Annotated in this window: 20 protein-coding genes; 3 read left to right on the top strand and 17 right to left on the bottom strand. The window is 71.3% G+C overall.

The window, feature by feature from the left end; genetic code table 11:
• The first annotated feature begins 47 nt into the window (after positions 1-47).
• On the top strand, positions 48-1,070 hold the full coding sequence (locus tag NFR93_RS00360; RefSeq protein WP_251449279.1) for a hypothetical protein: 1,023 nt from the start codon (positions 48-50) through the stop codon (positions 1,068-1,070).
• On the opposite strand, the gene metE is transcribed toward NFR93_RS00360, so the two are convergent.
• Entirely contained in the window at positions 989-3,325 is a 2,337-nt protein-coding gene (gene metE / locus NFR93_RS00355) for a 5-methyltetrahydropteroyltriglutamate--homocysteine S-methyltransferase (protein ID WP_251449278.1), read from the bottom strand. The genes NFR93_RS00360 and metE overlap by 82 nt on opposite strands.
• The gene (locus NFR93_RS00350) at positions 3,322-4,281 is read right to left on the bottom strand and encodes a methylenetetrahydrofolate reductase (protein WP_251449277.1); all 960 of its coding nucleotides are present in this window, start codon (positions 4,279-4,281) and stop codon (positions 3,322-3,324) included. Before NFR93_RS00350 ends, metE begins: the two co-directional genes overlap by 4 nt.
• Positions 4,282-4,588: 307 nt before the next feature.
• On the opposite strand from NFR93_RS00350, the gene NFR93_RS00345 reads away from it, so the two are divergent.
• Positions 4,589-6,499 carry a prolyl oligopeptidase family serine peptidase gene (locus tag NFR93_RS00345; RefSeq protein WP_251449275.1) on the top strand — a complete coding sequence of 637 codons (1,911 nt, stop codon included), beginning with the start codon at positions 4,589-4,591 and terminating at the stop codon, positions 6,497-6,499.
• A 15-nt stretch (positions 6,500-6,514) separates the two neighbouring features.
• Here the strand turns inward: NFR93_RS00345 and hflX are convergent, their stop codons facing one another.
• The gene (gene hflX, locus NFR93_RS00340) at positions 6,515-8,065 is read right to left on the bottom strand and encodes a GTPase HflX (protein WP_251449273.1); all 1,551 of its coding nucleotides are present in this window, start codon (positions 8,063-8,065) and stop codon (positions 6,515-6,517) included.
• 100 nt (positions 8,066-8,165) lie between these two features.
• Between hflX and NFR93_RS00335 the strand changes: the two genes are divergently transcribed.
• Complete coding sequence (locus NFR93_RS00335; protein WP_251449271.1) at positions 8,166-8,807, top strand: class I SAM-dependent methyltransferase; 642 nt, start codon at positions 8,166-8,168, stop codon at positions 8,805-8,807.
• Positions 8,808-8,813: 6 nt separating this feature from the next.
• Here the strand turns inward: NFR93_RS00335 and dapF are convergent, their stop codons facing one another.
• The 14 genes from dapF to dapA all read right to left on the bottom strand — a co-directional run bounded on the left by dapF (position 8,814) and on the right by dapA (position 22,519).
• On the bottom strand, positions 8,814-9,686 hold the full coding sequence (dapF, locus tag NFR93_RS00330) for a diaminopimelate epimerase (protein WP_251449269.1): 873 nt from the start codon (positions 9,684-9,686) through the stop codon (positions 8,814-8,816).
• Between the two features lie 39 nt (positions 9,687-9,725).
• Positions 9,726-10,148, bottom strand: a complete 423-nt coding sequence (locus NFR93_RS00325) for a GNAT family acetyltransferase (RefSeq protein WP_251449267.1) — start codon at positions 10,146-10,148, stop codon at positions 9,726-9,728.
• On the bottom strand, positions 10,145-11,092 hold the full coding sequence (gene miaA, locus NFR93_RS00320) for a tRNA (adenosine(37)-N6)-dimethylallyltransferase MiaA (RefSeq protein WP_251449264.1): 948 nt from the start codon (positions 11,090-11,092) through the stop codon (positions 10,145-10,147). Before miaA ends, NFR93_RS00325 begins: the two co-directional genes overlap by 4 nt.
• Entirely contained in the window at positions 11,089-12,639 is a 1,551-nt protein-coding gene (gene miaB / locus NFR93_RS00315; protein ID WP_251449262.1) for a tRNA (N6-isopentenyl adenosine(37)-C2)-methylthiotransferase MiaB, read from the bottom strand. Before miaB ends, miaA begins: the two co-directional genes overlap by 4 nt.
• Before the next feature lie 45 nt (positions 12,640-12,684).
• Positions 12,685-13,422, bottom strand: coding sequence for a regulatory protein RecX (locus tag NFR93_RS00310; protein WP_251449260.1), 738 nt, complete (start codon positions 13,420-13,422; stop codon positions 12,685-12,687).
• The gene (gene recA, locus NFR93_RS00305) at positions 13,422-14,474 is read right to left on the bottom strand and encodes a recombinase RecA (protein WP_251449258.1); all 1,053 of its coding nucleotides are present in this window, start codon (positions 14,472-14,474) and stop codon (positions 13,422-13,424) included. The genes NFR93_RS00310 and recA overlap by 1 nt, the downstream gene beginning before the upstream one ends.
• A gap of 282 nt (positions 14,475-14,756) precedes the next feature.
• Entirely contained in the window at positions 14,757-14,978 is a 222-nt protein-coding gene (locus tag NFR93_RS00300) for a DUF3046 domain-containing protein (protein WP_251449256.1), read from the bottom strand.
• Between the two features lie 22 nt (positions 14,979-15,000).
• A complete protein-coding gene (locus NFR93_RS00295) occupies positions 15,001-15,309 on the bottom strand; it encodes a helix-turn-helix domain-containing protein (protein ID WP_109211855.1) in 309 nt (102 codons plus the stop codon).
• Between the two features lie 153 nt (positions 15,310-15,462).
• A complete protein-coding gene (locus tag NFR93_RS00290; protein WP_251449254.1) occupies positions 15,463-15,930 on the bottom strand; it encodes a CinA family protein in 468 nt (155 codons plus the stop codon).
• Positions 15,927-16,499: a CDP-diacylglycerol--glycerol-3-phosphate 3-phosphatidyltransferase gene (gene pgsA / locus NFR93_RS00285; protein ID WP_251449252.1), complete on the bottom strand. Its 573-nt coding sequence runs from the start codon at positions 16,497-16,499 to the stop codon at positions 15,927-15,929. Before pgsA ends, NFR93_RS00290 begins: the two co-directional genes overlap by 4 nt.
• The gene (locus tag NFR93_RS00280; RefSeq protein ID WP_251449250.1) at positions 16,496-19,192 is read right to left on the bottom strand and encodes an FtsK/SpoIIIE family DNA translocase; all 2,697 of its coding nucleotides are present in this window, start codon (positions 19,190-19,192) and stop codon (positions 16,496-16,498) included. The genes pgsA and NFR93_RS00280 overlap by 4 nt, the downstream gene beginning before the upstream one ends.
• 70 nt (positions 19,193-19,262) lie before the next feature.
• Positions 19,263-19,757: a GNAT family N-acetyltransferase gene (locus NFR93_RS00275; RefSeq protein WP_251449248.1), complete on the bottom strand. Its 495-nt coding sequence runs from the start codon at positions 19,755-19,757 to the stop codon at positions 19,263-19,265.
• Between the two features lie 37 nt (positions 19,758-19,794).
• Entirely contained in the window at positions 19,795-21,381 is a 1,587-nt protein-coding gene (locus NFR93_RS00270) for a ribonuclease J (RefSeq protein ID WP_251449246.1), read from the bottom strand.
• A 160-nt stretch (positions 21,382-21,541) separates the two neighbouring features.
• Entirely contained in the window at positions 21,542-22,519 is a 978-nt protein-coding gene (gene dapA, locus NFR93_RS00265; RefSeq protein WP_251449243.1) for a 4-hydroxy-tetrahydrodipicolinate synthase, read from the bottom strand.
• Positions 22,520-22,550 lie beyond the last annotated feature (31 nt).

Below are 22,550 nucleotides of genomic sequence, written 5' to 3'. Positions count from 1 at the left end.
CCGCCGCGTGCGGCTAGGGTGGGCCCAGCAGCCGAGAGGAGCCCCGCATGACCCGGTTCCGGCGCGTGGCGTCCCTGGTCTGCGTCATCCTGATCGCACTCCTCGTCCCCGTGTCGATCGCCGTGAGCTGGGTACGGGTGCAGCTGGTGGACGAAGACGCGTTCGTCGCCACTCTCGCACCGCTGGCGGACGACCCCGACGTGCGCGGACTCGTCGCCGATCGCACGTCGGAGGTGATCCTCGAGACCGCCGACGTCCCGGGCCTGACCGACGACCTCTTCGACGGGCTGCAGACGCTGGACCTTCCCCGGCCGGCTCTCCGGGCGCTGGACCTGCTCCGCGAGCCCGCCGCGGTGGGGGCCACGCGGATGGTCGAGGATGCCGTCGCGCGAAGCATCGAGTCGGATGCCTTCCCTCGGGTGTGGAACGCGGCACTGGTCGCCAGTCACCGGGCCCTCGTCCTCACGGCGACAGCCGAGGGCGACGGGGCGCTCGCGATCGACGAGGAGGGGACGGTCAGCATCCGGCTCGGACCGGTGGTCGAGGCGGTCACCGAGCGCCTCGTCCGCGAGGGCGTCGCCCTCGCCCGCGTGATACCCGCGACCGATCGATCCATCGTCGTGCTGCAGTCCGACGCGCTGCCCGCCATCCGCGCCGGCTACACCGTCGCCGTGGCCGCCGGGCTCTGGCTCCCCGTCCTCACGCTGGCTGTCGGCGCGGCGGCGGTGGCGATCGCCCCCAGGCGCGGCCGCGCCCTGCGCGACGTCGGCATCGCCGCCACGCTCGGCGCCCTCGTCCTCCTGGCGCTGCTGTCGGTCGGCGACGCGGTACTGGCGGGTCGGAGCGAAGCCGCCGCCCTCCCGCCCGCCGCCACCGACGCCCTCTACGACACGGTCGTCGCGGCGATGCGCGCCTCAGCCCTGTCGGTCGCGGTCATCGGGGTCGTCCTGGCCGCCGCGGGCGGGCTCGTGGCGGCCAGGACGAAGCGCTACGCCGGAACCGACACCGACGCGCGCACCGAGCCGGCCGCGTCGACCATGTTGCGAAGCGACGCGACCGTCTCGTCGTAGCCGCGTGTCTTCAGCCCGCAGTCCGGATTCACCCAGATCTGCCGCAGCGGAAGCTCTCGCGCCGCACGCTCCAGCAGCGCGGTGATCTCGCCGACGGACGGCACACGCGGGGAGTGGATGTCGTAGACCCCGGGACCGACGCCGTGGGCGAAGCCCGACTCGGCGATGTCGGTGATCACCGAGCCGCGGCTGCGGGCCGCCTCGATCGACGTCACATCGGCGTCGAGTCCCGCGATGGCGTCGATGACGACGTCGAACTCCGAGTAGCACAGGTGCGTGTGGATCTGGGTGCGCGGCGCGGCACCCGCCGTCGCCAGACGGAACGAGGTCACCGACCACTCGAGATACGCCGCCTGGTCTGCCACCGCGAGCGGCAGCAGCTCCCGCAGCGCCGGCTCGTCCACCTGGATGATCCCGATGCCGGCAGCCTCGAGATCGGCGATCTCATCGCGCAGGGCGAGCGCCACCTGATCGGCGGTCGCGCTCAGCGGCTGATCGTCGCGCACGAACGACCACGCCAGGATCGTCACCGGCCCCGTCAGCATCCCCTTGACCGGGCGCGGGGTGAGCGACTGGGCGAACGTCGCCCACTCGACGGTGATGGGCGCGGGGCGCGAGACGTCGCCCCACAGGATGGACGGCCGGGTGGCGCGCGACCCGTACGACTGCACCCACCCGTTGCGGGTGACCGCGAAGCCGTCGAGGTGCTCGGCGAAGTACTGCACCATGTCGTTGCGCTCGGGCTCCCCGTGGACGAGGACGTCGAGCCCGAGCTCTTCCTGCAGCGCGATCACCCGGCGGATCTCGTCACGGAGGAAGCCCTCATACGCGGCCGTGTCGATCTCGCCGCGGACGTGCGCAGCCCGGGCGCGACGGATCTCGCCGGTCTGCGGGAACGAGCCGATCGTCGTCGTCGGAAGCGCGGGCAGCTCCAGCGCTGCGTCCTGGGCGGCGGCGCGCTCGGCGTCGTCGCCGCGGACGGCGTCCGCCGTCGAGAGCGCCGCCGTCCGCGCGCGCACGGCCGGGTCGGCCACGCCGGGCGCGCGGCGACGGTCGTCGAGCGCCTCGGATGCCGCGTCGAGCGCCGCCGCGATCGCGGCGGCGCCGCTGCGCAGACCGCGGGCGAGCGTGACCACCTGATCGACCTTCTGGTCGGCGAACGCGAGCCAGCTGCGCAGGCGCGGATCGAGGTCGGGCTCGTCGTCGACGTCGTGGGGAACGTGCTGGAGCGAGGTCGACGTGCCGGCTGCCACATGGGCGGCACCGAGTGCGCGTGCGGCGTCCAGCCGCTCCCATGCGCCGCGCAGGTCGCCGCGCCACACGTTGCGGCCGTCGACGACACCGGCGACGAGCACCTTGTCGGCCAGGCCGGCGTGAGCGTCGGGGGTTCCGCCGCGGTGCAGGTCGATCGCGATGCCCTCGACGTCCGAGCGCGACAGCGTCTCCCAGGCCGCGGCCGAGAGCGGACCGTATCCGGCGGCCACGAGGATGGCAGGACGGTCCTCACCCGCCGTCAGCGTCGCGTAGGCCCGCTCGGCCGCATCCGCCAGGGCGGCGGGGGCGGCCGGGAGGCTTTCGCTGACGAGCGCCGGTTCGTCGAGCTGCACCCACTCGGCGCCGGCCGCGCGCAGCGACGAGAGCAGACGGGCGTATACCGCGACGACGTCGTCCAGTCGCGACAGGGGGTCGAAGCCGTCGGGTGCGGCATCCGTCGCCTTCGCCAGCGCCAGGAGCGTGACCGGGCCGACGACCACGGGACGCACCGTCACGCCGTCGGCCACGGCCTCGGCGACCTGACGTGCGAACCGGTCGCTCGCGAGCGAGAATGTGGTCTCGGGGCCGATCTCGGGCACGAGGTAGTGGTAGTTGGTGTCGAACCACTTGGTCATCTCGAGCGGTGCGTGGGCGCCCTCGCCGCGGGCCGCCGCGAACAGTGCGCGCAGTCCGATGGCCCCGTCCGGCTCGCGCAGGTGGGCGAAGCGCTCGGGAAGCGCGCCGACCGTGAGGGCGGCGTCGAGCACCTGGTCGTAGTACGAGAAGGCCTCGGGGATCGACGAGTCGCCGCGCCCGAGTCCGCGCGTGGCGAGTCGGTCCCGCGTGGCGCGGCGCAGCTGCGCGGCGGTCCGCTCCAGCGCCGCCTCGTCGAGGGCTCCGGCCCAGTGCGCCTCGACGGCGCGCTTGAGCTCGCGGCGGCGCCCGATGCGGGGGTAGCCGAGGATCGTGCCGGAGGCGAAGGCGGGCGTGGGTGCGGTCATCGTGCGTTCTCCTGGCTGAGGTGGTGGTCGAGGATGCCGACCTCGCGGAGCACCGCGAGGACCGTGTCGTGGGTGTTGAAGGCGTACAGGTGGATGCCGGGCGCGCCGCCTTCCAGCACCTCGCGGGCCAGGCCCGCCGCGTGGGCGAGGCCGATCTCGCGCTGGGCGTCGGCGCGGGGCTCCACCTCGAGCGCCACGGCGAGCTCGCCGGGCAGCGCCTCGCCGGTCAGCTCGAGCACGCGCCGCAGCCGCTGCGGCGAGGTGATGGGCATGATGCCCGGCAGGATCGGGATCGTCACCCCCGCCTGGCGCGAGCGCTGCACGAAGGCGAGGTAGTCGTCGGCGTGGAGGAACAGCTGAGTGATGGCGAGGGTGGCGCCGGCGGCCTGTTTGGCCAGCAGCGCATCGATGTGCTCGTTCGGATGCCGCGAGCGCGGGTGTCCGGTCGGGAAGGCCGCGACGGCGATGTCGACCTTCGCCCCCCGCGCGACCCGCGCGGCTCCCGGGACTCCCGGGATCGGCGCCTCGGTGTACGGAGCCCGGGCCGCCTGCACACGGTCGATGAGCTGGACGAGCTGGGCAGCGGATTCCAGGTCGCCGAGGAACGCGTCCCCTTCGGCCATCCCCGCGGGCGGGTCGCCCCGCAGCGCGAGGAAGCTGGTGATTCCCGCATCCAGGAACTCGCGGATGAGCGCCGTGGCGTCGTCGTAGGTGCTGCCCACGCACGTCAGGTGGGCGAGGGGCTCGATGTCGGTGTTGCGCAGGATGTGCCGGAGGAGGTCGAGGGATCGCTCCGCGGTCGAGCCGCCGGCGCCGTACGTGACCGAGATGAAGCGCGGTCCCGCCGCTGCCAGATGCGCGATCGTCTCGTGCAGGGTGCGGGTGGCGGCGTCGGTGCGAGGCGGGTACACCTCGAACGAGAACGGGACCGGCGGCGCGGTGAGGTCGATCGACATGGCGAGCTCTTCGGTAGCGGGCGAGGGGGCCGGGCGGCCGCGGACGATCCGCCCCGGCCGAGCCGGAAGGGCGGTGTCATCGCGGGCGGGTGCCGGGCTCGGCTGTCGCTCCTGCCCGGTCCCGAGGGTTCGGGGACCGTCCGTGGGGACGACCGGGCGACGATGGCTCCACGCTAACGGAGCATCCGGGGGTGGTGAGGCGTATGACGGTCTGTTGCGTCCTCGGCCGGCGCCGCCCGCGAGCCGTCGGGATGCCGAGGGATGCCGCGGGATGCCGCATGGTGACGACGCGGCGTAGCGTTGACGCATGCCGATCGCACTCCCCTACGGATCCTGGCCCTCGCCGATCTCGGCCGCCGACGTCGCGCAGGCGTCGCCGCGCCTCGAGGGCGCCCGCTTCGCCGGGGACGAGGTCTGGTGGGGCGAGACGGTCCCCTCCGAAGGCGGTCGCACGACCGTGCGGCGGCGGCGCGTCGACGGAACGACAGCCGAGCTGCTGCCGGCGCCGTGGAACGCCCGCTCCCGCGTGCACGAGTACGGCGGCGGCGCGTGGTCGGCGGCCGGCGGCGAGCTCGTCTTCGTCGAGAAGACCGACCAGCGGGTGTGGGCGATGACACCCGGCGAGGCGCCGCGGGCCCTCACACCCGCCGATCCCACCGCACGGTACGGCGGTCTGGTGTTCCAGGAGGACACGCTCCTCGCGGTGCGCGAAGTGCACACCGGCCACGGCGGCCCGCGCCGCCACATCGTCTCGATCCCGATGGACGGCACCGGTGAGGTCCGTGACCTCGTGGGCGACAGCGACTTCCTCGCCCAGCCGGCCCTCTCGCCCGGCGGCTCCCACCTGGCGTGGGTCGCGTGGGACCACCCCGCCATGCCCTGGGACCGCACGCAACTGCGGGTCGGCCGGCTCGCCGACGGGACGGTGTCGGAGTGGACGACCGCGGCCGGGGGCGCCACCGCCCCGTTGCAGCCGACGTGGCTCGACGCCGAGGATCTCGTGTACGTCGACGATCCGACCGGCCGGTGGAATCTGCGCCGGCTCCGCCTCACCGCCGACCTCCTGTCCGAGGAGCTCGCCCCCGCCGACGCCGACACCGGCGGCCCGCTGTGGTCGCTCGGCATGCGGTGGCATGGGCTGCTCGATGACGGCCGCGTCGTCGCGGTGCGCACCGACGGGTCGGACGAGATCGTCGTCGTCGACCCGCGCGCCGGCACGACCGGCATCCTGAACACTCCCGTGGTGGCGGGCGCCAACATCGAAGACACCGCCGGAACGCGCGTCCTCGTCTCAGGCTCGAGCCGGTGGGCGCCCTCGGGCCTGTGGGTGGTCGACGTCGACGCGCCCGAGCATGCGGTCGCCGTGCGCGGCGACGAGACACCGTGGGGTGAGGAATGGATGCCGGTGCCCCGATCCGTCACCTACGCCGGCCCGCATGGCGACGTGCACGCGTTCGCCTACGCCCCGACCAACCCCGACGTGGTCGGCCCGGCGGACGAGCGACCGCCCTACGTGCTGTTCGTGCACGGCGGCCCGACCGGCCATGTGGGGGGCGGGCCGTCCGCGAAGATCGCCTACCTCACCAGCCGCGGAATCGGGGTCCTCGACGTCAACTACGGCGGCTCCAGCGGCTACGGCCGCGCCTACCGTGAGCGGCTGCTCGGTCAGTGGGGGGTCGTGGACGTCGACGACGTCGTCGCCGCCGCACGAGGGCTCGCGGCCGACGGCGCCGCCGATCCGGAACGCATCGCGATCGCGGGAGGTTCGGCCGGCGGGTGGACGGTCCTGTGCGCGCTGTCACGATCGGATGTCTTCGCCGCGGGGATCAGCCGCTACGGGGTGGCCGATCTGCTGCGTCTCGCCGAGGACACGCACGATTTCGAAGCCCACTACCTCGACGGGATGGTCGGGCCCCTGCCGGAGGCGGAGGCCACGTACCGGGAGCGCTCGCCGCTGTCCCACCTGAGTGGCTTCACCACGCCGATGCTCATCGAGCAGGGGCTCGAGGACGAGGTGGTGCCGCCATCGCAGTCCGAAGCGGTGCGCGACGCGCTCGCGGCCAACGGGGTGCCCCACGCGTACCTCGCGTTCGAGGGCGAGGGGCACGGCTTCCGGCGAGCCGAGACGATCGTCGCGACTCTCGAGGCGGAGGTGTCGTTCCTCGGGCAGGTGCTGGGGTTCGCACCCGAGGGCATCACGCCGCTCGACCTGGAGTGAGCCGGCGACGCTCTGTCAGCGGAGGTAGTCGCCCAGGCGGGCCGCGAGGTGCTCCGACACGTGCGCGTGGATGGCGGTGCCCGTCTCCTCGTGCTCCTGCGAGACGATGATCCCCTGCTCGTGCACCGCGGAGACGAGGTCGCCGCGCTCGTACGGCACGAGTGCGTTCACCTCGACGGCCGGCATCGGCAGGGCCGCCTCGACCGCAGCCCTCAGCTCGGCCACGCCCTCACCGGTGCGCGACGACACGAACACCGCACGCGGCTCGAGTCCGCGCAGCAGCAGCCGCGTGTCGTCGTCGACGAGATCGGCCTTGTTGAAGACGACGATCTCGGGGATGTCGCGTGCGCCCACGTCGCCGATGACGTCGCGGACCGTGGCCAGCTGCGCAGCGGGATCCGGGTGCGAGCCGTCGACCACGTGGACGATGACGTCGGCCTGGCCGACCTCTTCGAGCGTCGATCGGAACGCCTCGACCAGCTGGTGCGGGAGGTTGCGCACGAAGCCGACCGTGTCGGTGAGGGTGAAGATGCGGCCGTCCTCGGTCTCGGTGCGCCGCACCGTCGCGTCGAGCGTGGCGAACAGAGCGTTCTCGACGAGGACGCCGGCGCTGGTGAGCCGGTTCAGCAGGCTGGACTTGCCCGCGTTGGTGTAACCGGCGATGGCGACCGACGGGATCGTGTTGCGCTTGCGCTCGGCGCGCTTGGCATCGCGGGCGGGGGCGAAATCGCGGATCTGCCGTCGCAGCTGCGCCATGCGGGTGCGGATGCGGCGGCGGTCCAGCTCGATCTTCGTCTCACCGGGACCGCGCGAGCCCATTCCCGCGCCGCCCGCACCGACCTGGCCACCGGCCTGACGGCTCATCGAGTCACCCCAGCCGCGCAGGCGCGGCAGGAGGTACTCCAGCTGCGCGAGCTCGACCTGGGCCTTGCCCTCGCGGCTCTTGGCGTGCTGGCTGAAGATGTCGAGGATCACCGTGGTGCGGTCGATGACCTTCACCTTCACGACGTCCTCCAGAGCACGGCGCTGGCTGGGGGCCAGCTCGGTGTCGGCGATGACGGTGTCGGCGCCGACGGCGGCGACGATGTCGCGGAGCTCTTCGGCCTTCCCGCGGCCGACGTAGGTGGCGGGGTCGGGGTGGGGCCGCCGCTGCAGCACGCCGTCGAGCACCACCGCTCCTGCGGTCTCGGACAGCGCGGCGAGCTCGCGCAGCGAGTTCTCGGCGTCCTCCTGCGCACCCTGGGGGTGCACGCCGACGAGCACGACGTTCTCGAGCCGCAGCTGCCGGTACTCGACCTCGGTGACGTCCTCGAGCTCGGTGGAGAGCCCGGGAACGCGGCGCAGCGCCGCTCGCTCCTCACGGTCCCACTGCTCGCCGTCGGAGTCGCCGGCACCGATGGTCGCGGCATCCTGCAGCGCCTGCGCCGCGCCCATGCCGCGGTCGGACCCGCGGTCGGTGAACGTGCTGACGCGCCGTTCCGATCGCGCCTGGGCGCGTGAGAGCACGCGATCCACCGGGTCCACCGGCGTCTCGTCGGTGCTTCCCGGAGTGGTCGTGTCGGTCATGTGTTCCTTTCACCGGCGCCGCGCCCGGCGTGCGCCGGGTGAAGCATCCGTAAACTCTACGCTCCCGGGTCCGGGCGGTCCTCCGCTACGCTCGACAGCCATGGGGGAGGACCACTACTTCAGCGCGTCGCCCGCCAGCGCTGAGAACCTCCGTCGTATCCGGGTGACCCTCGCCGGCCGCGACCTCGAGGTGACGACCGCGGGCGGGGTCTTCAGTCCGGCGCACGTGGATGACGGCACGGCCGTTCTGCTGGCCAACACCCCTCCCCCGCCACCGGGCGGCAACCTGCTGGACCTCGGCTGCGGGTGGGGGCCCATCGCGCTGACCCTCGCGATGGATGCGCCGCACGCGACCGTGTGGGCCGTCGACGTCAACGAGCGCGCGCTGGACCTCGTGCGCCGCAACGCCGATGCTCTGGGTCTGCAGAACATCAACGCCGCGCTCCCGTCGGATGTTCCCGGGGACGTCGTCTTCCGCACCATCCGGTCCAACCCGCCCATCCGGGTCGGCAAGAACGTCCTCCACGGACTCATGGAGCAGTGGATCCCCCGGTTGGACGAGCGGTCAGACGCGTGGCTCGTCGTCCAGAGAAACCTCGGCTCGGACTCCCTGCAGCGCTGGCTCGCCGCGACGTTCGACCGGGGGTACAGCGTGCACCGTGCCGCTACGGGCCGCGGATTCCGCGTTCTCAAAGTGCGCAGGCACGGCACGCCGCCGACGGCGGCCATCCCCCTCCCCTGAGTCCGATCAGGCGAGGGCGACCTGCCCCGAGTACACCAGGGTGGCCGGGCCCGACAGCAGCACATGGCGCTCGCCGTCGACCTCAGGCATCCGCACCCCGAGCGTGCCACCCGGGACGTCCACGCTCCAGCGGTCGGGCGCGGCGGCACCGGCCCACTCGCGCACGGCCAGCGCGGCCGCGGCCACACCCGTGCCGCACGACAGCGTCTCACCGACGCCGCGCTCGAACACGCGCATGCGGATCAGCCCGACGCCGTCCCGGACGAGCGGGTCGCTCGGCACGACGAACTCCACGTTCGCGCCGGCGGGCGGCTCGGGATGCAGCTGGGGCAGCGCGGTGAGATCGAGCGCCTCGAGTTCGCGCTCGTCGGGCAGCGCCACGACGACGTGCGGGTTGCCCACGTCGATGCCCAGCCCCGGTCGCGGCGCGCCGATGCCCTTGGCCCGCACGAGGACGTCGCCCGGCTCCACCCGCCACGGGCCGAGGTCCACCTCGAAGCCGAGATCGCTCGAGGTGACCGCCTTGACGCCGGCGCGCGTGCCGATCGCCAGCGGCGCGTCGCCGAGCGTCGCCCACCCCGCCTCGAGCAGGTAGCGCACGAACACCCGGACGCCGTTCCCGCACATCTCGGCGCGGGAGCCGTCGGCGTTGCGGTAGTCCATGAACCACTCCGCGCCGAGCTCGGCCGCGTGCGCGCCCTCGTCGATCGCCGCCGAGCGGACGACGCGCAGGATGCCGTCGCCGCCGATGCCGAATCGACGGTCGCAGAGGATCGCCACCTGGTCGTCGGTCAGGTCGAGTTCGCCGTCCGCATCGGGGATGATCACGAAGTCGTTGCCGGTGCCGTGGCCTTTGGTGAACGCGATCGTCTGCGGCATCGTCCCAGTCTACGGGCGGGGCGCGAGGAGCCCTCGGCCTCAGTCGGCGATCAGCCGCTTCCCGGTCGCCCATACCTCGAAGGGGACGTAGTCGAGCGACTCGTAGAACCCCTGGGCGATGCCGTTGTCGGGCCTCACCATGAGCTGCACCTTCGGGCAGCCGAGCGCGAGCAGCCGCTCCTCGGCCTCCTCGACGAGGCGCCGCCCGATCCCCTGGCCGCGACGTGACGGGTCGCTCGCGAGGTAGTAGAGCCAGCCGCGGTGCCCGTCGTAGCCGGCCATCACCGTCCCCACGATCTCGCCATCGGCGACGGCGACGAGGAAGAGCTCGGGCTGCACCGTCAGCTTGCGGCTGATGTCCTGGTGCGGATTGTTCCAGGGGCGGGTGAGCCCGACGGCGTGCCAGAGTGCGACGACGGCCTCGGTCTCGGCGACGTGGAAGGGTCGGATCTCGACAGTCATGGCGCCGAGTCTGCCAGGGTCCCGGCATCCGCGCCCGGTTCCACCCACCGGATCTCGGCGTATCGCCGGAACCACGAGACCTGGCGCCGGGCGTAGCGACGCGTCAGGGCCTGGGTCTCGGCGACGGCCTCGGCCTCGGTGAGCCGGCCTTCGAGCTGTGCCAGCGCCTGGGCGTAGCCGATGGCGCGCCGTGCCGTCACGCCCCGCTCGAGCCCCCGTGGCAGCAGAGCTCGCACCTCATCGACGAGCCCATCGCGCCACATGCCCTCCACCCGCGCGTCGAGCCGCGGGACGAGTCGGTCGCGGGGCACCTCAACCCCGATGATGCGTGTGTCGGCATGCCACAGGACCGGGGCCGCCGGCAGTGCCGCGCCGTGCGTCGCGGACCCCTGCGCGAGGATCTCGAGCGCCCGGACGATGCGTCGGCCGTTACGTGGATCCACACGCTCAGCCGTGGCGGGATCGACCGCGCGGAGGCGGGCGTACAGGGCCCCCGGGCCGTTGCGCTCGAGGTCCGCCTCCAGCTCGGCGCGCAGGGCGTCGTCGTGAGGGGGGAAGCGGAAGTCGTACGCGACGCTCGACACGTACAGACCCGAGCCGCCGACGAGAATGGCGTCCGCACCACGGTCGTGCACCTCGCCGATCGCGCCGCGCGCGGCATCCTGGAACCAGGCGACGGCGGCCTCATCCGTCACATCGAGCACGTCGAAGAGATGATGCGGGATGCCGCGACGCTCGGCCGCGGGGAGTTTCGCGGTGCCGATGTCCATGCCGCGGTACACCTGCATCGCGTCGGCGTTGACGATCTCCGCGAGGATCCCTCGCGACGCCAGGGCCTCGGCCAGGTCGAGCGAGAGCGCCGTCTTCCCGGTGCCGGTGGCGCCGACCACGACCCACAGCCGCCGGCCGACCGGGCGAGGTGCGTCCGGGTCGGAGTGCGTCACACGCCGAGGCGGAGCGACGGGAGCCCGAGCGACACCGCGCGCGCAGCACCCGCTCCGCCGGAGGGCGCGGGGACCGCGCAGGACTCCGCCTGAGCCCGATCCCACGCGTCGCCGGACCTCGTCCGGCGGATGCGCAGGGGCCGACCCGCGGGAGCGTCGGCGAGGAGGTGGAAGGGCGCGGCGTGGGTGACGACGACCGAGACGATGTCTCCGGGACGCGGAACGGCCGAGTTCTCCGGGACCTCGAAGTGCACGAGGCGGTTGTCTTCGGCCCGGCCGGTCAGTCGCCGGGTCTCGGCGTCCTTCTTGCCCTCGCCGGTCGACACGAGCACGTGCACCTCGCGGCCGAGCTGGGCGTGGTTCTCTTCCAGCGAGATGCGCTCCTGCAACGCCACGAGCCTTTCGTAGCGCTCCTGGACGACCGTCTTCGGAACCTGATCCGGCATGGTGGCGGCGGGGGTGCCCTCGCGGATGGAGTACTGGAAGGTGAACGCGCTCGCGAAGCGCGCCCGCTCCACCACGCGCAGGGTGTCTTCGAAGTCGGCGTCCGTCTCTCCGGGGAAGCCCACGATGATGTCGGTCGAGATGGCGGCGTGCGGGATGCGCTCGCGCACGCGGTCGAGGATCCCCAGGAAGCGATCGCTGCGATACGAGCGGCGCATCGCCTTGAGGACGCTGTCGCTTCCGGACTGCAGCGGCATGTGCAGCTGCGGCATCACGGCGGGGGTGTCGGCCATGGCGTCGATGACGTCGTCGGTGAAGGCCGCCGGGTGCGGGCTGGTGAAACGGATGCGCTCCAGTCCGTCGATCTCGCCAGCGGCGCGCAGAAGCTTGCCGAACGCCTGACGATCACCGAATTCCACACCGTAGGAGTTGACGTTCTGGCCGAGGAGGGTGACCTCGAGCGCGCCGTCGTCCACGAGCAGGCGGATCTCGCTGAGGATGTCGCCGGGACGGCGGTCCTTCTCCTTGCCGCGCAGACTCGGGACGATGCAGAAGGTGCAGGTGTTGTTGCACCCGACCGAGATCGAGACCCATCCGCTGTGGACGCTGTCGCGTTTGGTCGGGAGCGTGGAGGGGAAGACCTCGAGCGCTTCGAGGATCTCGAGCTCGGCCTCGCCGTTGTGCCGGGCGCGCTCGAGCAGGCTCGGCAGGGAACCCATGTTGTGGGTTCCGAAGACGACATCGACCCAGGGGGCCTTGTCGAGCACCGCCTGCTTGTCCATCTGGGCCATGCAGCCGCCCACGGCGATCTGCATCCCCTCGCGCTTGTCCTTGCGCGACTTCAAGTGTCCGAGGGTGCCGTAGAGCTTGCCGGCGGCGTTGTCTCGGACGGCGCACGTGTTGATCACGACGACGTCGGCCTCTTCGCCGCTCTCGGCACGGACATATCCCGCGCTTTCGAGCGAACCGGAGAGGCGCTCGGAGTCGTGGACATTCATCTGGCAGCCGAACGTGCGGACTTCGTAGGTGCGCGCGCGGCCGTCGATGCTCGTCGCCGCCGCGGACGGCGAGATGAGCGTGGGGGTGCTGGAGGGCATCGACATGATGGGTGCCATTCTACGAGCGGTTGCCGGGACCCGCCCCCGGGATCAGTCGAAGCGGACGCGCCGCGGCTCGTCGTACTCGGCGAGGGCCTGCTTCGCCGCCGACATGGCGGCGGAACCGCCGTAGCCGCGGCGGGCGAGCTGGCCCATGAGGCGGCGCAGGGCGGTGTCGCCGTCGAGCGAGGCCATGGACCGCGCCTTCGAGCGTGCGAACTCCAGGGCGCGCTCGGCGTCGTCGTCCGGAAGCGCCTCCAGGGCGGCATCGGCGACGTCCCGCGGGACGCCTCGCTTGGCGAGCGTCTGCGCGATGACGCGACGGCCGTGGCCCTTCCGGTCGACGGCCGCATGGGTGAGCTGCTCGGCCAGAGCAGCGTCGTCGAGATAGCCGCGATCGAGGAACGTCTGGAGGACGTCGTCGACCTCGTCGGTAGGAAGACCCTGTTCGCCGAGCACCGACCTCGCCTCGCGCACCGACAGCGAGCGGACTCGAAGCTTTCGCAGCAGCGTGCGCTCGGCCGCATCGCGCTCAGCGCCCTCGCGCGCTGCCTCGTCTCGATCGGGCTCGTCTCGATCGGTCTCGTCTCGCTCGGTCTCGTCACGCTCCCGGGCTCTGCGCGCCCCGCCGGCGAGTGGACGACGCCGGTCCTCAGCCCGCGTCGGCGCCGTGGACGCCTCGTGCTGCGTCCCACGGCGCTCGAACAGCGGAATGACGGGGGCGACGGGCCCGCCGGACGCCGTGTCGACGTCGGCGGGCTCGTCTCCCGCATCGATGAAACGGACCATCACGCGGGGCGGCGCGCCGCCAGCTCGTCCTTCGTGGGCGCATCGACGGCCTTGGGCTGCCCGATGCCGAGCTTGACCTTGATCTTCGATTCGATGTCCGCGGCGATGTCGGCGTTCTTCAGCAGGAAATTGCGGGCGTTCTCCTTGCCCTGGCCCAGCTGCTCGCCGTCGTAGGTGTACCACGCGCCCGACTTCTTCACGATGCCGTGCTCGACGCCGAAGTCGATCAGGCTGCCCTCGCGCGAGATGCCGACGCCGTAGAGGATGTCGAACTCCGCCTGCTTGAACGGCGGGGCCATCTTGTTCTTCACGACCTTGACGCGGGTCCGGTTGCCGACCGCCTCGGTGCCGTCCTTGAGCGTTTCGATACGCCGGATGTCGAGGCGCACCGACGCATAGAACTTCAGGGCCTTGCCGCCGGCGGTCGTCTCGGGCGAGCCGAAGAACACGCCGATCTTCTCGCGCAGCTGGTTGATGAAGATCATGGTGGTGTTCGTCTGGTTCAGCCCACCGGTCAGCTTGCGCAGCGCCTGCGACATCAGGCGCGCTTGCAGACCGACATGGGAGTCGCCCATCTCGCCCTCGATCTCGGCCTTCGGCACGAGTGCGGCGACGGAGTCGATCACGACGAGGTCGATCGCGCCGGAGCGCACGAGCATGTCGGCGATCTCGAGCGCCTGCTCCCCCGTGTCGGGCTGCGAGACAAGCAGCGAGTCGATGTCCACGCCCAGCTTCTGCGCGTAGTCGGGGTCGAGTGCGTGCTCGGCGTCCACGAAGGCGGCGATCCCGCCCGCACGCTGCACATTCGCGATCGCGTGGAGCGTCAGCGTCGTCTTACCCGACGATTCCGGGCCGTAGATCTCGATGATGCGGCCCCGCGGAAGTCCGCCGATGCCGAGGGCGACGTCGAGGGCGATGGAGCCGGTGGGGACGACCTCGACGGGAGCGCGCTCGTCGCTGCCGAGACGCATGACCGAGCCCTTCCCGAACTGCCGGTCGATCTGGGCGAGGGCCGATTCCAGGGCCTTCTCGCGGTCAACGGGTGATGGCATGGCGTGCTCCTTCTGCACTCGTCCCGTCTGCGGATGATTCCGCGAACGGAGATCCGTCGCCTATAGGCTGTCGCGCTCCGCCCGCCGGTGGGGCGGATGCTGCGACAAGGCGTGGGGTGTCTTTGCGACTCCGTTCACGTTACGAAGGGGTTCCGACATCGGCCGTGGCCCCTCTCGCATTGTGGACAGAATCGTCCTCGACACCCGCTGTGCAGGAGCCTATGCGGTCATCGAACACATCTTCGACGACACGCCGCGAATCGACAGCCCGAACGGCGAAGGTCAGCGTCGGGGCTCGAGGCGGCCCACACCGTATCTGCGGTCCGCGGGCACGTCGGTCTCGGCGCACAGCGCCGTCCAGATCTGGCGCGGCGGAACGCCCGCCGCCAGCGCCTGCTCCGCGGTCTGACCGCCCGCCCCGGGAAGGATCAGGTCGGCCAGGAGGGAGGTCGTTCGGGGGCCGAACTCGTCGGAGACCGCGCGCTCGAACTCGCTTCGTCGCATGCCGATGAGAGGCTCGCGGCCGTCAGCGCAGCGAAAGCTCGGCGTCCACGGACGCCACCAGGTCGTCGGGTACGACGTCCGGGAAGGTCTGCAGGCCCTCGAGCACGGAGATGCGATCCCCGACCTCGCGCATGATGGTCGAGATGGGAACGTCCAGCGCCTCGGCCACGGAAGCCAGGATCTCGCTCGAGGCCTCCTTCTGGCCTCGCTCCACCTCGCTCAGGTATCCGAGAGCGACGCTCGCGCGACTGGCCACTTGACGGAGGGTACGACCCTTCTGCTGGCGGAAGTCACGAAGCACTTCGCCGATCTCTTGTCGAACCAGGATCATGGGTCCCCTCCTCACGTCTGATTCACCCGCTGCCCGGGTGGACAACAGTACAACGGTGCTGGATGCCAATCTAATCCCGCGCGCTGTGCAATGGGTGGGAATCGCGGAATGTAACGGCGACGAAACACCGATTGTTCCCCTCGGCGACGTCTTTCACGACAGGTGGGCCACCACGGCTTCGAGCGCCCGCAACGTGCTCGCCGTGCGGATCTCATGACGCGATCCCGCCAGGCGCAGGTCGACGACATGCGAGCCCTCGGGGGTGGCGACGGCGACGAACACCGTTCCCACCGGCGTGCCGTCCTGGGCGTCCGGGCCGGCGACACCGGTCGTGGCGACCCCGACGTCCGCCGTCAGCAGGCGGCGCGCTCCCGCCGCCATCTGGCGGGCCACGTCTGCGTCGACGGCACCGCGGCGTCGCAGCAGTGCGCCGTCGACACCCAGGAGCGTGCGCTTGACATCGGTGGCGTAGGCGACCACGCCGCCGCGGAGATGGGCGGAGGCTCCGGGCACGGCGGCCAGCTCCGAGGACACCATGCCGGCGGTGAGGGACTCGGCCGTGGCGATCGTCCACTCGCGTCGCGCCAGGAGCGCCAGGACGGCCGCGGCAACCGAGGTCACGACGACCGGCTCCCCCGTCGCGCGCCGCGCACTTCCGAGATCACGTAGTCGATGCCGCTGGCGATGGTGAGGATCACCGCGACGGTCATCGTGACTCCGTTGACCCACCAGATCCACTCGCCGACGACGTTCCACAGCGGCAGCAGCGCGAGTGACAGCGCGAGAGCCTGGGCGACGGTCTTGAGCTTTCCCATCCATGCGGCGGCGAGCACATGGTCGCTGACCACCGCGAACCGGTAGACGGTGATGCCGATCTCGCGGATGAGCACGACGATGGTGATCCACCACGGCAGTTCGAGCAGGATCGACAGGCCGACGAAGGCCGCACCGGTCAGAACCTTGTCGGCGATGGGGTCGAGCAGCTTTCCGAGGTCGGTCACGATCTCGTGGCGACGAGCGAGATAGCCGTCGACGCCGTCCGTGGCGATGGCCACGACGAAGAGCACGGCCGCCCACCACCGGAGCGGGCCGTCGGCGCCGCCGTCGGCCAGCAGCATCCATACGAAGACGGGCGCGCAGAGGATGCGGACGATCGTGATGATGTTCGGAAGCTGGCGGGGAACGCTCATCGGTCGCGTCCCGTCAGGCCCCAGGCGTCCTCGTCGTCGTCGTCATCGACCTCTTCGACGGCGTACCCCTCGAACTGCTGCTCGACAGGGTCCGCCGCATAGGGGTCCGCGGGCTCGGACGACGGTGCGGGAGGCGTCTCGGGCACGTCGTCGCCGCGCATCCGCGCCATGACCCCCGGCAGCTGCTCGGCGGTGACCAGGACGTCGCGGGCCTTGGATCCTTCGGACGGGCCGACGATCTCGCGGGATTCGAGCAGGTCCATCAGGCGACCGGCCTTGGCGAACCCGACGCGCAGCTTTCGCTGGAGCATGGAGGTCGACCCGAACTGCGTCGACACCACCAGCTCGGCCGCGGCCAGCAGCAGCTCGAGGTCGTCGCCGATGTCGGCGTCGATCTCCTTCTTCTCCTGGGTGGCCTGAACGTCCGGACGGTATTCCGGGCGCGCCTGGGCGGTCACGTGGGCGACCACCTTCTCGATCTCCGTCTCGCTGACCCACGCGCCCTGCACACGGAGCGACTTCGACGCGCCCATCGGCAGGAACAGCCCGTCACCCTGGCCGATGAGCTTGTCGGCGCCCGGCTGGTCGAGGATGACGCGGGAATCGGTCACGCTCGTGACGGCGAACGCCAGACGGGAGGGCACGTTGGCCTTGATGAGGCCCGTGACGACGTCGACGCTCGGGCGCTGCGTGGCCAGGACCAGGTGGATGCCGGACGCTCGCGCCAGCTGCGTGATGCGCACGATCGAGTCCTCGACGTCGCGCGGGGCGACCATCATGAGGTCGGCGAGCTCGTCGACCACCACGAGGAGGTAGGGATAGGGCTTGAGAACCCGCTGGCTGCCCTCGGGCAGCTTCAGGTCGCCTGCGACCACGGCCTTGTTGAAGTCGTCGATGTGGCGGAATCCGAACGACGCGAGGTCGTCGTACCGCATGTCCATCTCCTTCACCACCCACTGCAGGGCCTCGGCGGCCTTCTTCGGGTTGGTGATGATCGGGGTGATCAGGTGGGGAACGCCGGCGTAGCTGGTGAGCTCGACGCGCTTGGGGTCGATGAGCACCATGCGCACATCGGAGGGCTTCGCCCGCATCAGGAGGCTCGTGATCATGGAGTTCACGAAGCTGGACTTGCCCGATCCGGTGGAGCCGGCGACCAGGAGGTGGGGCATCTTCGCCAGGTTGGCCACGACGTACCCGCCGCCGACGTCCTTGCCGACGCCGATGGTCATCGGATGCGTGGACTGTGCAGCCGCCTGCGAGCGCAGCACGTCGCCGAGCGTGACGATCTCGCGGTCGGCATTGGGGATCTCGACGCCGATCGCGCTCTTGCCGGGGATGGGGGCCAGGATCCGCACCTCGTTGGAGGCGACCGCGTAGGCGATGTTGTTGGTGAGGGCCGTGATCCGCTCGACCTTGACACCCGGGCCCAGCTCGATCTCGTACTGCGTCACCGTCGGTCCGCGCGAGAACCCGGTCACCCGGGCGTCGACCGAGAACTGGTCGAGCACGCCGGTGATCGCGCGCACCGTGTCGTCGTTGGCCTGCGACCGGGCCTTGTGCGGCGTCCCCTGCGCCAGCGCCTGCACCGACGGCAGACGGTAGGGCGTGTGGGGTGCGTCGTGCGGGCCTTCGGAGCCGAGCCCCGAGAGCCCGGGGAGCGTTCCGTCGTCCTGCGGGTCGGACGGCGAGTCGTCCTGCAGCGACGTCCCTCCCTTTCGCGCGCCCTTGGTGGCTCGAGCGAGGACGGCCGGGTCGATCACCTCGGTGAGAGCGTCGGGTGCCGCGGCGGCGGGAGCCGGCGGCTCGGGCTCGAGGGCCTGGTCGAAGCCGCCCTCCGCGTGTCCGGGAGTGAGCAGCTCGGTGAGGTCCTGCGACCCGAGCGTGCCGTCGGAGTCCTTCTCGCGCCCGGTCTTGTTCCGGCGCCACCACGGCAGCGCGTCATCCGCGTCGTCCGCGTCCGCGGTATCCGCGGCCGATGTCTGCGGACGGGGCTCGGCGCCGAACATCCAGGCGTACAGCTCGCCCAGCCTGGTGCCGATGCGGTTCGGCGGCGTCTTGGTGATGATGAGCACACTCAGCAGCGTGAGCGCGCTCAGCACGATGTAGGCACCGACATCGGTGAGGACCATCGCGAGCGGTTCGCCGACCATCCAGCCGAAGAGACCGCCGGCCTCGCTGAGGGCGGGCAGGCCCTGGTTGGGCTGCGGGCGGCCTCCGGCGACGTGGCAGAAGCCCGCGATCATGAGCACCAGCATCCCGAATCCGATGCCGATGCGTCCGTTGTCGTGCACGGACGAGGGATGCCGGAACATCCACCCGGCGAGGATGAGCAGGAGCACCGGCATCAGGAACGCCTCGCGGCCGAGAAGGCCGCCCACGGTGTAGGCGCTGATCGTGGCCGCGACCTCGGTGCCGATGAGGAACCACTCCACGACCGAGCCTGCGACGGCCAGCAGCACCAGGAGGAACGGGAACCCGTCGCGGCGCTCGTCCTTGGCGAGCGTCTCGGGGCCGAAGGCGCGGAACAGTCCGCCGACGGCGTGAGCGAGGCCCAGCCACGCGCGTACGGCCACGGGCGGGCGCTCGGCGTCGCCGACGTACCGCTTGGGCGCCGGATCGGGCTTGCGGGCGCGCGAGGTCGAGCCCTTCGCGGGCGCGCGGCCGGCGGCGGGCGCACTGGAACTGCGTGGCATGCCTTCCACGGTAGGCCGGATCGCCGACTTTCACCGGTCACCACGCGGAGCGCCGACCCGGCGGGTGCCCTCAGCCCAGACGCTTGACCATCGTGCTGCGCCCCACGCCGGCCTGCGTCACCGCGAAGCCCTCGCTGCGATAGAGCGTCGCGGCGAAGTTGCCTCGCTCGACGCTGAGGCTGATCCGCCCGTACCCGTGCGCGTTCGCGTGCTCGCAGAGACGCTGCAGCAGCTCGCGTCCGACGCCGTGGGCGCGCCACATCGGCCGGACGCCGATGATGAGCTCGGGTACGCCCGTTCCGACGTAGCCGAATCCGGGTTCGGATCGCGGGAACATGCGGTACCACGCGGCGCCGATGGCCTCGCCACTGGCGGCCTGGGCGACGAAGCCGGCGTCTCCCGGCCGCATCCATCCGGAGATGTAGCGACCGTGATCGGGGTCGGCGAGCACCTGGTGCTTGGGCCGCTCGCCGCCCGACCGCCAGTTCGCAGCCTCGACGACCATGTCGCCGAGGAACGCGCCGTCGGCCTGCGTGGCAGGTCTGAGGCGGAACGAGGCGGGCATGTCGCGATTGTACGGCCGCGCCGCCGCCGGGACCGGGTCAGGCCTCGATGACCAGCGGCACGATCATGGGGCGCCGACGCAGCCGCTGGTTGACCCACCGGCCGATCGTGCGCCGCACCACCTGCGACAGCGCATGCTGATCGCGGACGCCCGACTGCGCCGCCTCGGCGAGAGCTGCGGCGATCTTGGGCTTGACGTCCTCGAAGACCGCGTCCTGCTCGGCGAACCCGCGGGCGTGGATCTCGGGCCCGGTGATGATGCGGCCGGTGGCGGCATCGACGACCACGATGACCGAGATGAACCCCTCTTCGCCGAGTATGCGGCGGTCCTTGAGGTCGGCGTCGGTGATCTCGCCCACCGTCGAGCCGTCGACGTAGACGAAGCCGAGGTCCAGCTGACCGACGACCGTGGCGTCTCCGTCGCGCAGGTCCACGACCGTGCCGTTCTCGCCGAGGATCGTGCGTTCGGACGGGATGCCGCTGTCCTGCGCCAGCCGTGCGTTGGCCATCAGGTGACGGTACTCGCCGTGGATAGGAAGCACGTTGCGGGGCTTCAGGATGTTGTAGCAGTAGAGCAGCTCGCCGGCGGCGGCGTGGCCCGACACGTGCACCTTGGCGTTGCCCTTGTGCACGACGTTCGCACCGAGCTTGGTCAGACCGTCGATCACGCGGTAGACGGCGTTCTCATTGCCGGGGATGAGGCTCGAGGCGAGGATCACCGTGTCGCCCTCGCCCGGCTCGATCTCGTGGTCGAGGTTCGCCATCCGGCTCAGGACGGCCATCGGCTCGCCCTGGGAACCCGTCGACATGTACACGATCCGGTCCTCGGGCAGGTCCCGCGCCTTCTTGTAGTCGATCAGCACGCCCTGCGGGACCTTCAGGTACCCGAGGTCCTCGGCGATCGTCATGTTGCGGAGCATGCTGCGCCCGAGCAGCGCGACGCGGCGTCCGTGGGCGGCGGCGGCGTCCAGCACCTGCTGCACGCGGTGGACATGGCTCGAGAAGCTCGCGACGATGACCCGCCGCGGCGCCTTGCCGATGACCTGGTCGAGGACGGGCCCGATCTCGCGCTCCAGCGGAGTGAACCCGGGCACGTCGGCATTCGTGGAGTCGACCATGAAGAGGTCGACTCCCTCTTCACCCAGTCGCGCGAACGCGCGCAGGTCGGTGAGCCGGCCGTCCAGCGGGAGCTGATCCATCTTGAAGTCGCCGGTGGCGAGCACCATCCCGGCGGGCGTGCGGATCGCCACCGCCAACGCGTCGGGAATGGAGTGGTTGACCGCGACGAACTCGAGGTCGAAGGGACCGAGGCGCTCGGTCTGCCCTTCGGCGACGGTGAGGGTGAACGGCTTGATGCGATGCTCTTTGAGCTTCGCCTCGACGAGGGCCAGCGTCAGGCCCGATCCGACGAGTGGGATGTCCTTCTTCAGCTTCAGCAGGTAGGGCACGGCGCCGATGTGGTCTTCATGGCCGTGGGTGAGCACGACGGCGACGATGTCGTCGAGGCGTCCCTTGATGGGCTCGAAGTCCGGCAGGATCAGGTCGACACCGGGCTGGTGCTCCTCGGGGAAGAGCACGCCGCAGTCCACCACGAGCAGCTTGCCGTCGAACTCGAACACGGTCATGTTCCGGCCGACCTCGCCGAGGCCGCCCAGCGGTGTGACGCGCAGCGTGCCGGCCGCGAGGGCGGGGGTCGTAGGGGGTGGTGGGCATGTCGGCCTCCTCGGGATGCCGCGGCATCCGTTCGCTTTCCGCCCCGTGGCCGGTCGACCTCCGGGGCGAGGGTCATCTGGTCGTGCCCGAGACCTTCGGCAGCGCGCCACCGGCGGCGGCGTTGCGATCCGGGCGGAAGTTGGAGAAATCGACGCCGGGCACGCCGGTCACGGCGGCGAGCTCGTCCTCGATCATCGCGGCCTCCCACTCCTCGGGGCCGACCAGGGGCAGGCGCACGCGCGGGCTCCCGATCCGGCCGAGGCCGTGGAGGATGTACTTGGCCGAGACGGTGCCCGGCACGTGCGTCATCACCGCGCGCACGAGCGGCTCGAGCTGCTTGTGCGCGGCAGTCGCCGCCGACAGGTCGCCCCGGTTGACGGCATCCACGATGACGCGGTACGGCTGCGCGGCGATGTTCGCCGTGACGCCGATGAGTCCCGTCGCGCCGATCGACAGGTGCGGCAGGACGTTGGCGTCGTCGCCCGAGAAGTACATGAGATCGGTCTGGTTCAGCACGCGGCTGACCTCGCTGAAGTCGCCTTTCGCATCCTTGACCGCCAGGATGTTCGGGTGCTTGGCCAGGCGCAGGATGGTCTCGTACTTGATGGGCACGCCCGTGCGGCCGGGGATGTCGTAGAGGATCACCGGCAGATCGGTGGCGTCGGCGACGAGCCGGAAGTGGGTGAGGATCCCCGCCTGCGTGGGCTTGTTGTAGTACGGCGTGACGATCATGATGCCGTCCGCGCCGGCCTTCTCGCTCGCCTTGTAGAGCTCGATCGCGTGCGCGGTCTCGTTCGACCCGCCGCCGGTGATGATCGCGGCGCGCCCCGAAGCGACGTCCTTTCCGACCTCGACGAGACGGATCTTCTCGGCGTCGGTGAGCGTCGAGGTCTCGCCGGTGGTGCCGGTCACGACGATGCCGTCGGCCCCCGCGGTGATGACGTCGTCGATGTGCTTCTCGACGGCGGGCCAGTCGACCTCGCCGTCGGCCGTCATCGGGGTGACGAGCGCGACGAGCACCTGACCGAAGGGATTGCCGGTGTGCGTCATGCACTCAGGGTATCTGCCGCGTGCGCGCCCC

The sequence above is a fragment of the Microbacterium sp. Marseille-Q6648 genome, assembly GCF_943181415.1.
Classification (GTDB): domain Bacteria; phylum Actinomycetota; class Actinomycetes; order Actinomycetales; family Microbacteriaceae; genus Microbacterium.
The sequence above is the reverse complement of the archived record's forward strand: the minus strand, read 5'-3'. Positions and strand labels throughout refer to the sequence as shown.

Coding starts and splice junctions, on each gene's coding strand:
- metE (WP_251449278.1), bottom strand. CDS start 3,325: ATGACCGCACCCACGCCCGCCTTCGCCTCCGGCACGATCCTCGGCTAC.
- NFR93_RS00350 (WP_251449277.1), bottom strand. CDS start 4,281: ATGTCGATCGACCTCACCGCGCCGCCGGTCCCGTTCTCGTTCGAGGTG.
- NFR93_RS00280 (WP_251449250.1), bottom strand. CDS start 19,192: ATGCCACGCAGTTCCAGTGCGCCCGCCGCCGGCCGCGCGCCCGCGAAG.
- NFR93_RS00275 (WP_251449248.1), bottom strand. CDS start 19,757: ATGCCCGCCTCGTTCCGCCTCAGACCTGCCACGCAGGCCGACGGCGCG.
- NFR93_RS00270 (WP_251449246.1), bottom strand. CDS start 21,381: ATGACCGTGTTCGAGTTCGACGGCAAGCTGCTCGTGGTGGACTGCGGC.
- NFR93_RS00300 (WP_251449256.1), bottom strand. CDS start 14,978: ATGCGACGAAGCGAGTTCGAGCGCGCGGTCTCCGACGAGTTCGGCCCC.
- NFR93_RS00335 (WP_251449271.1), top strand. CDS start 8,166: ATGGGGGAGGACCACTACTTCAGCGCGTCGCCCGCCAGCGCTGAGAAC.
- recA (WP_251449258.1), bottom strand. CDS start 14,474: ATGCCATCACCCGTTGACCGCGAGAAGGCCCTGGAATCGGCCCTCGCC.
- NFR93_RS00325 (WP_251449267.1), bottom strand. CDS start 10,148: ATGACTGTCGAGATCCGACCCTTCCACGTCGCCGAGACCGAGGCCGTC.
- NFR93_RS00345 (WP_251449275.1), top strand. CDS start 4,589: ATGCCGATCGCACTCCCCTACGGATCCTGGCCCTCGCCGATCTCGGCC.
- NFR93_RS00360 (WP_251449279.1), top strand. CDS start 48: ATGACCCGGTTCCGGCGCGTGGCGTCCCTGGTCTGCGTCATCCTGATC.
- dapA (WP_251449243.1), bottom strand. CDS start 22,519: ATGACGCACACCGGCAATCCCTTCGGTCAGGTGCTCGTCGCGCTCGTC.
- NFR93_RS00295 (WP_109211855.1), bottom strand. CDS start 15,309: ATGATCCTGGTTCGACAAGAGATCGGCGAAGTGCTTCGTGACTTCCGC.
- miaB (WP_251449262.1), bottom strand. CDS start 12,639: ATGTCGATGCCCTCCAGCACCCCCACGCTCATCTCGCCGTCCGCGGCG.
- NFR93_RS00310 (WP_251449260.1), bottom strand. CDS start 13,422: ATGGTCCGTTTCATCGATGCGGGAGACGAGCCCGCCGACGTCGACACG.
- dapF (WP_251449269.1), bottom strand. CDS start 9,686: ATGCCGCAGACGATCGCGTTCACCAAAGGCCACGGCACCGGCAACGAC.
- pgsA (WP_251449252.1), bottom strand. CDS start 16,499: ATGAGCGTTCCCCGCCAGCTTCCGAACATCATCACGATCGTCCGCATC.
- hflX (WP_251449273.1), bottom strand. CDS start 8,065: ATGACCGACACGACCACTCCGGGAAGCACCGACGAGACGCCGGTGGAC.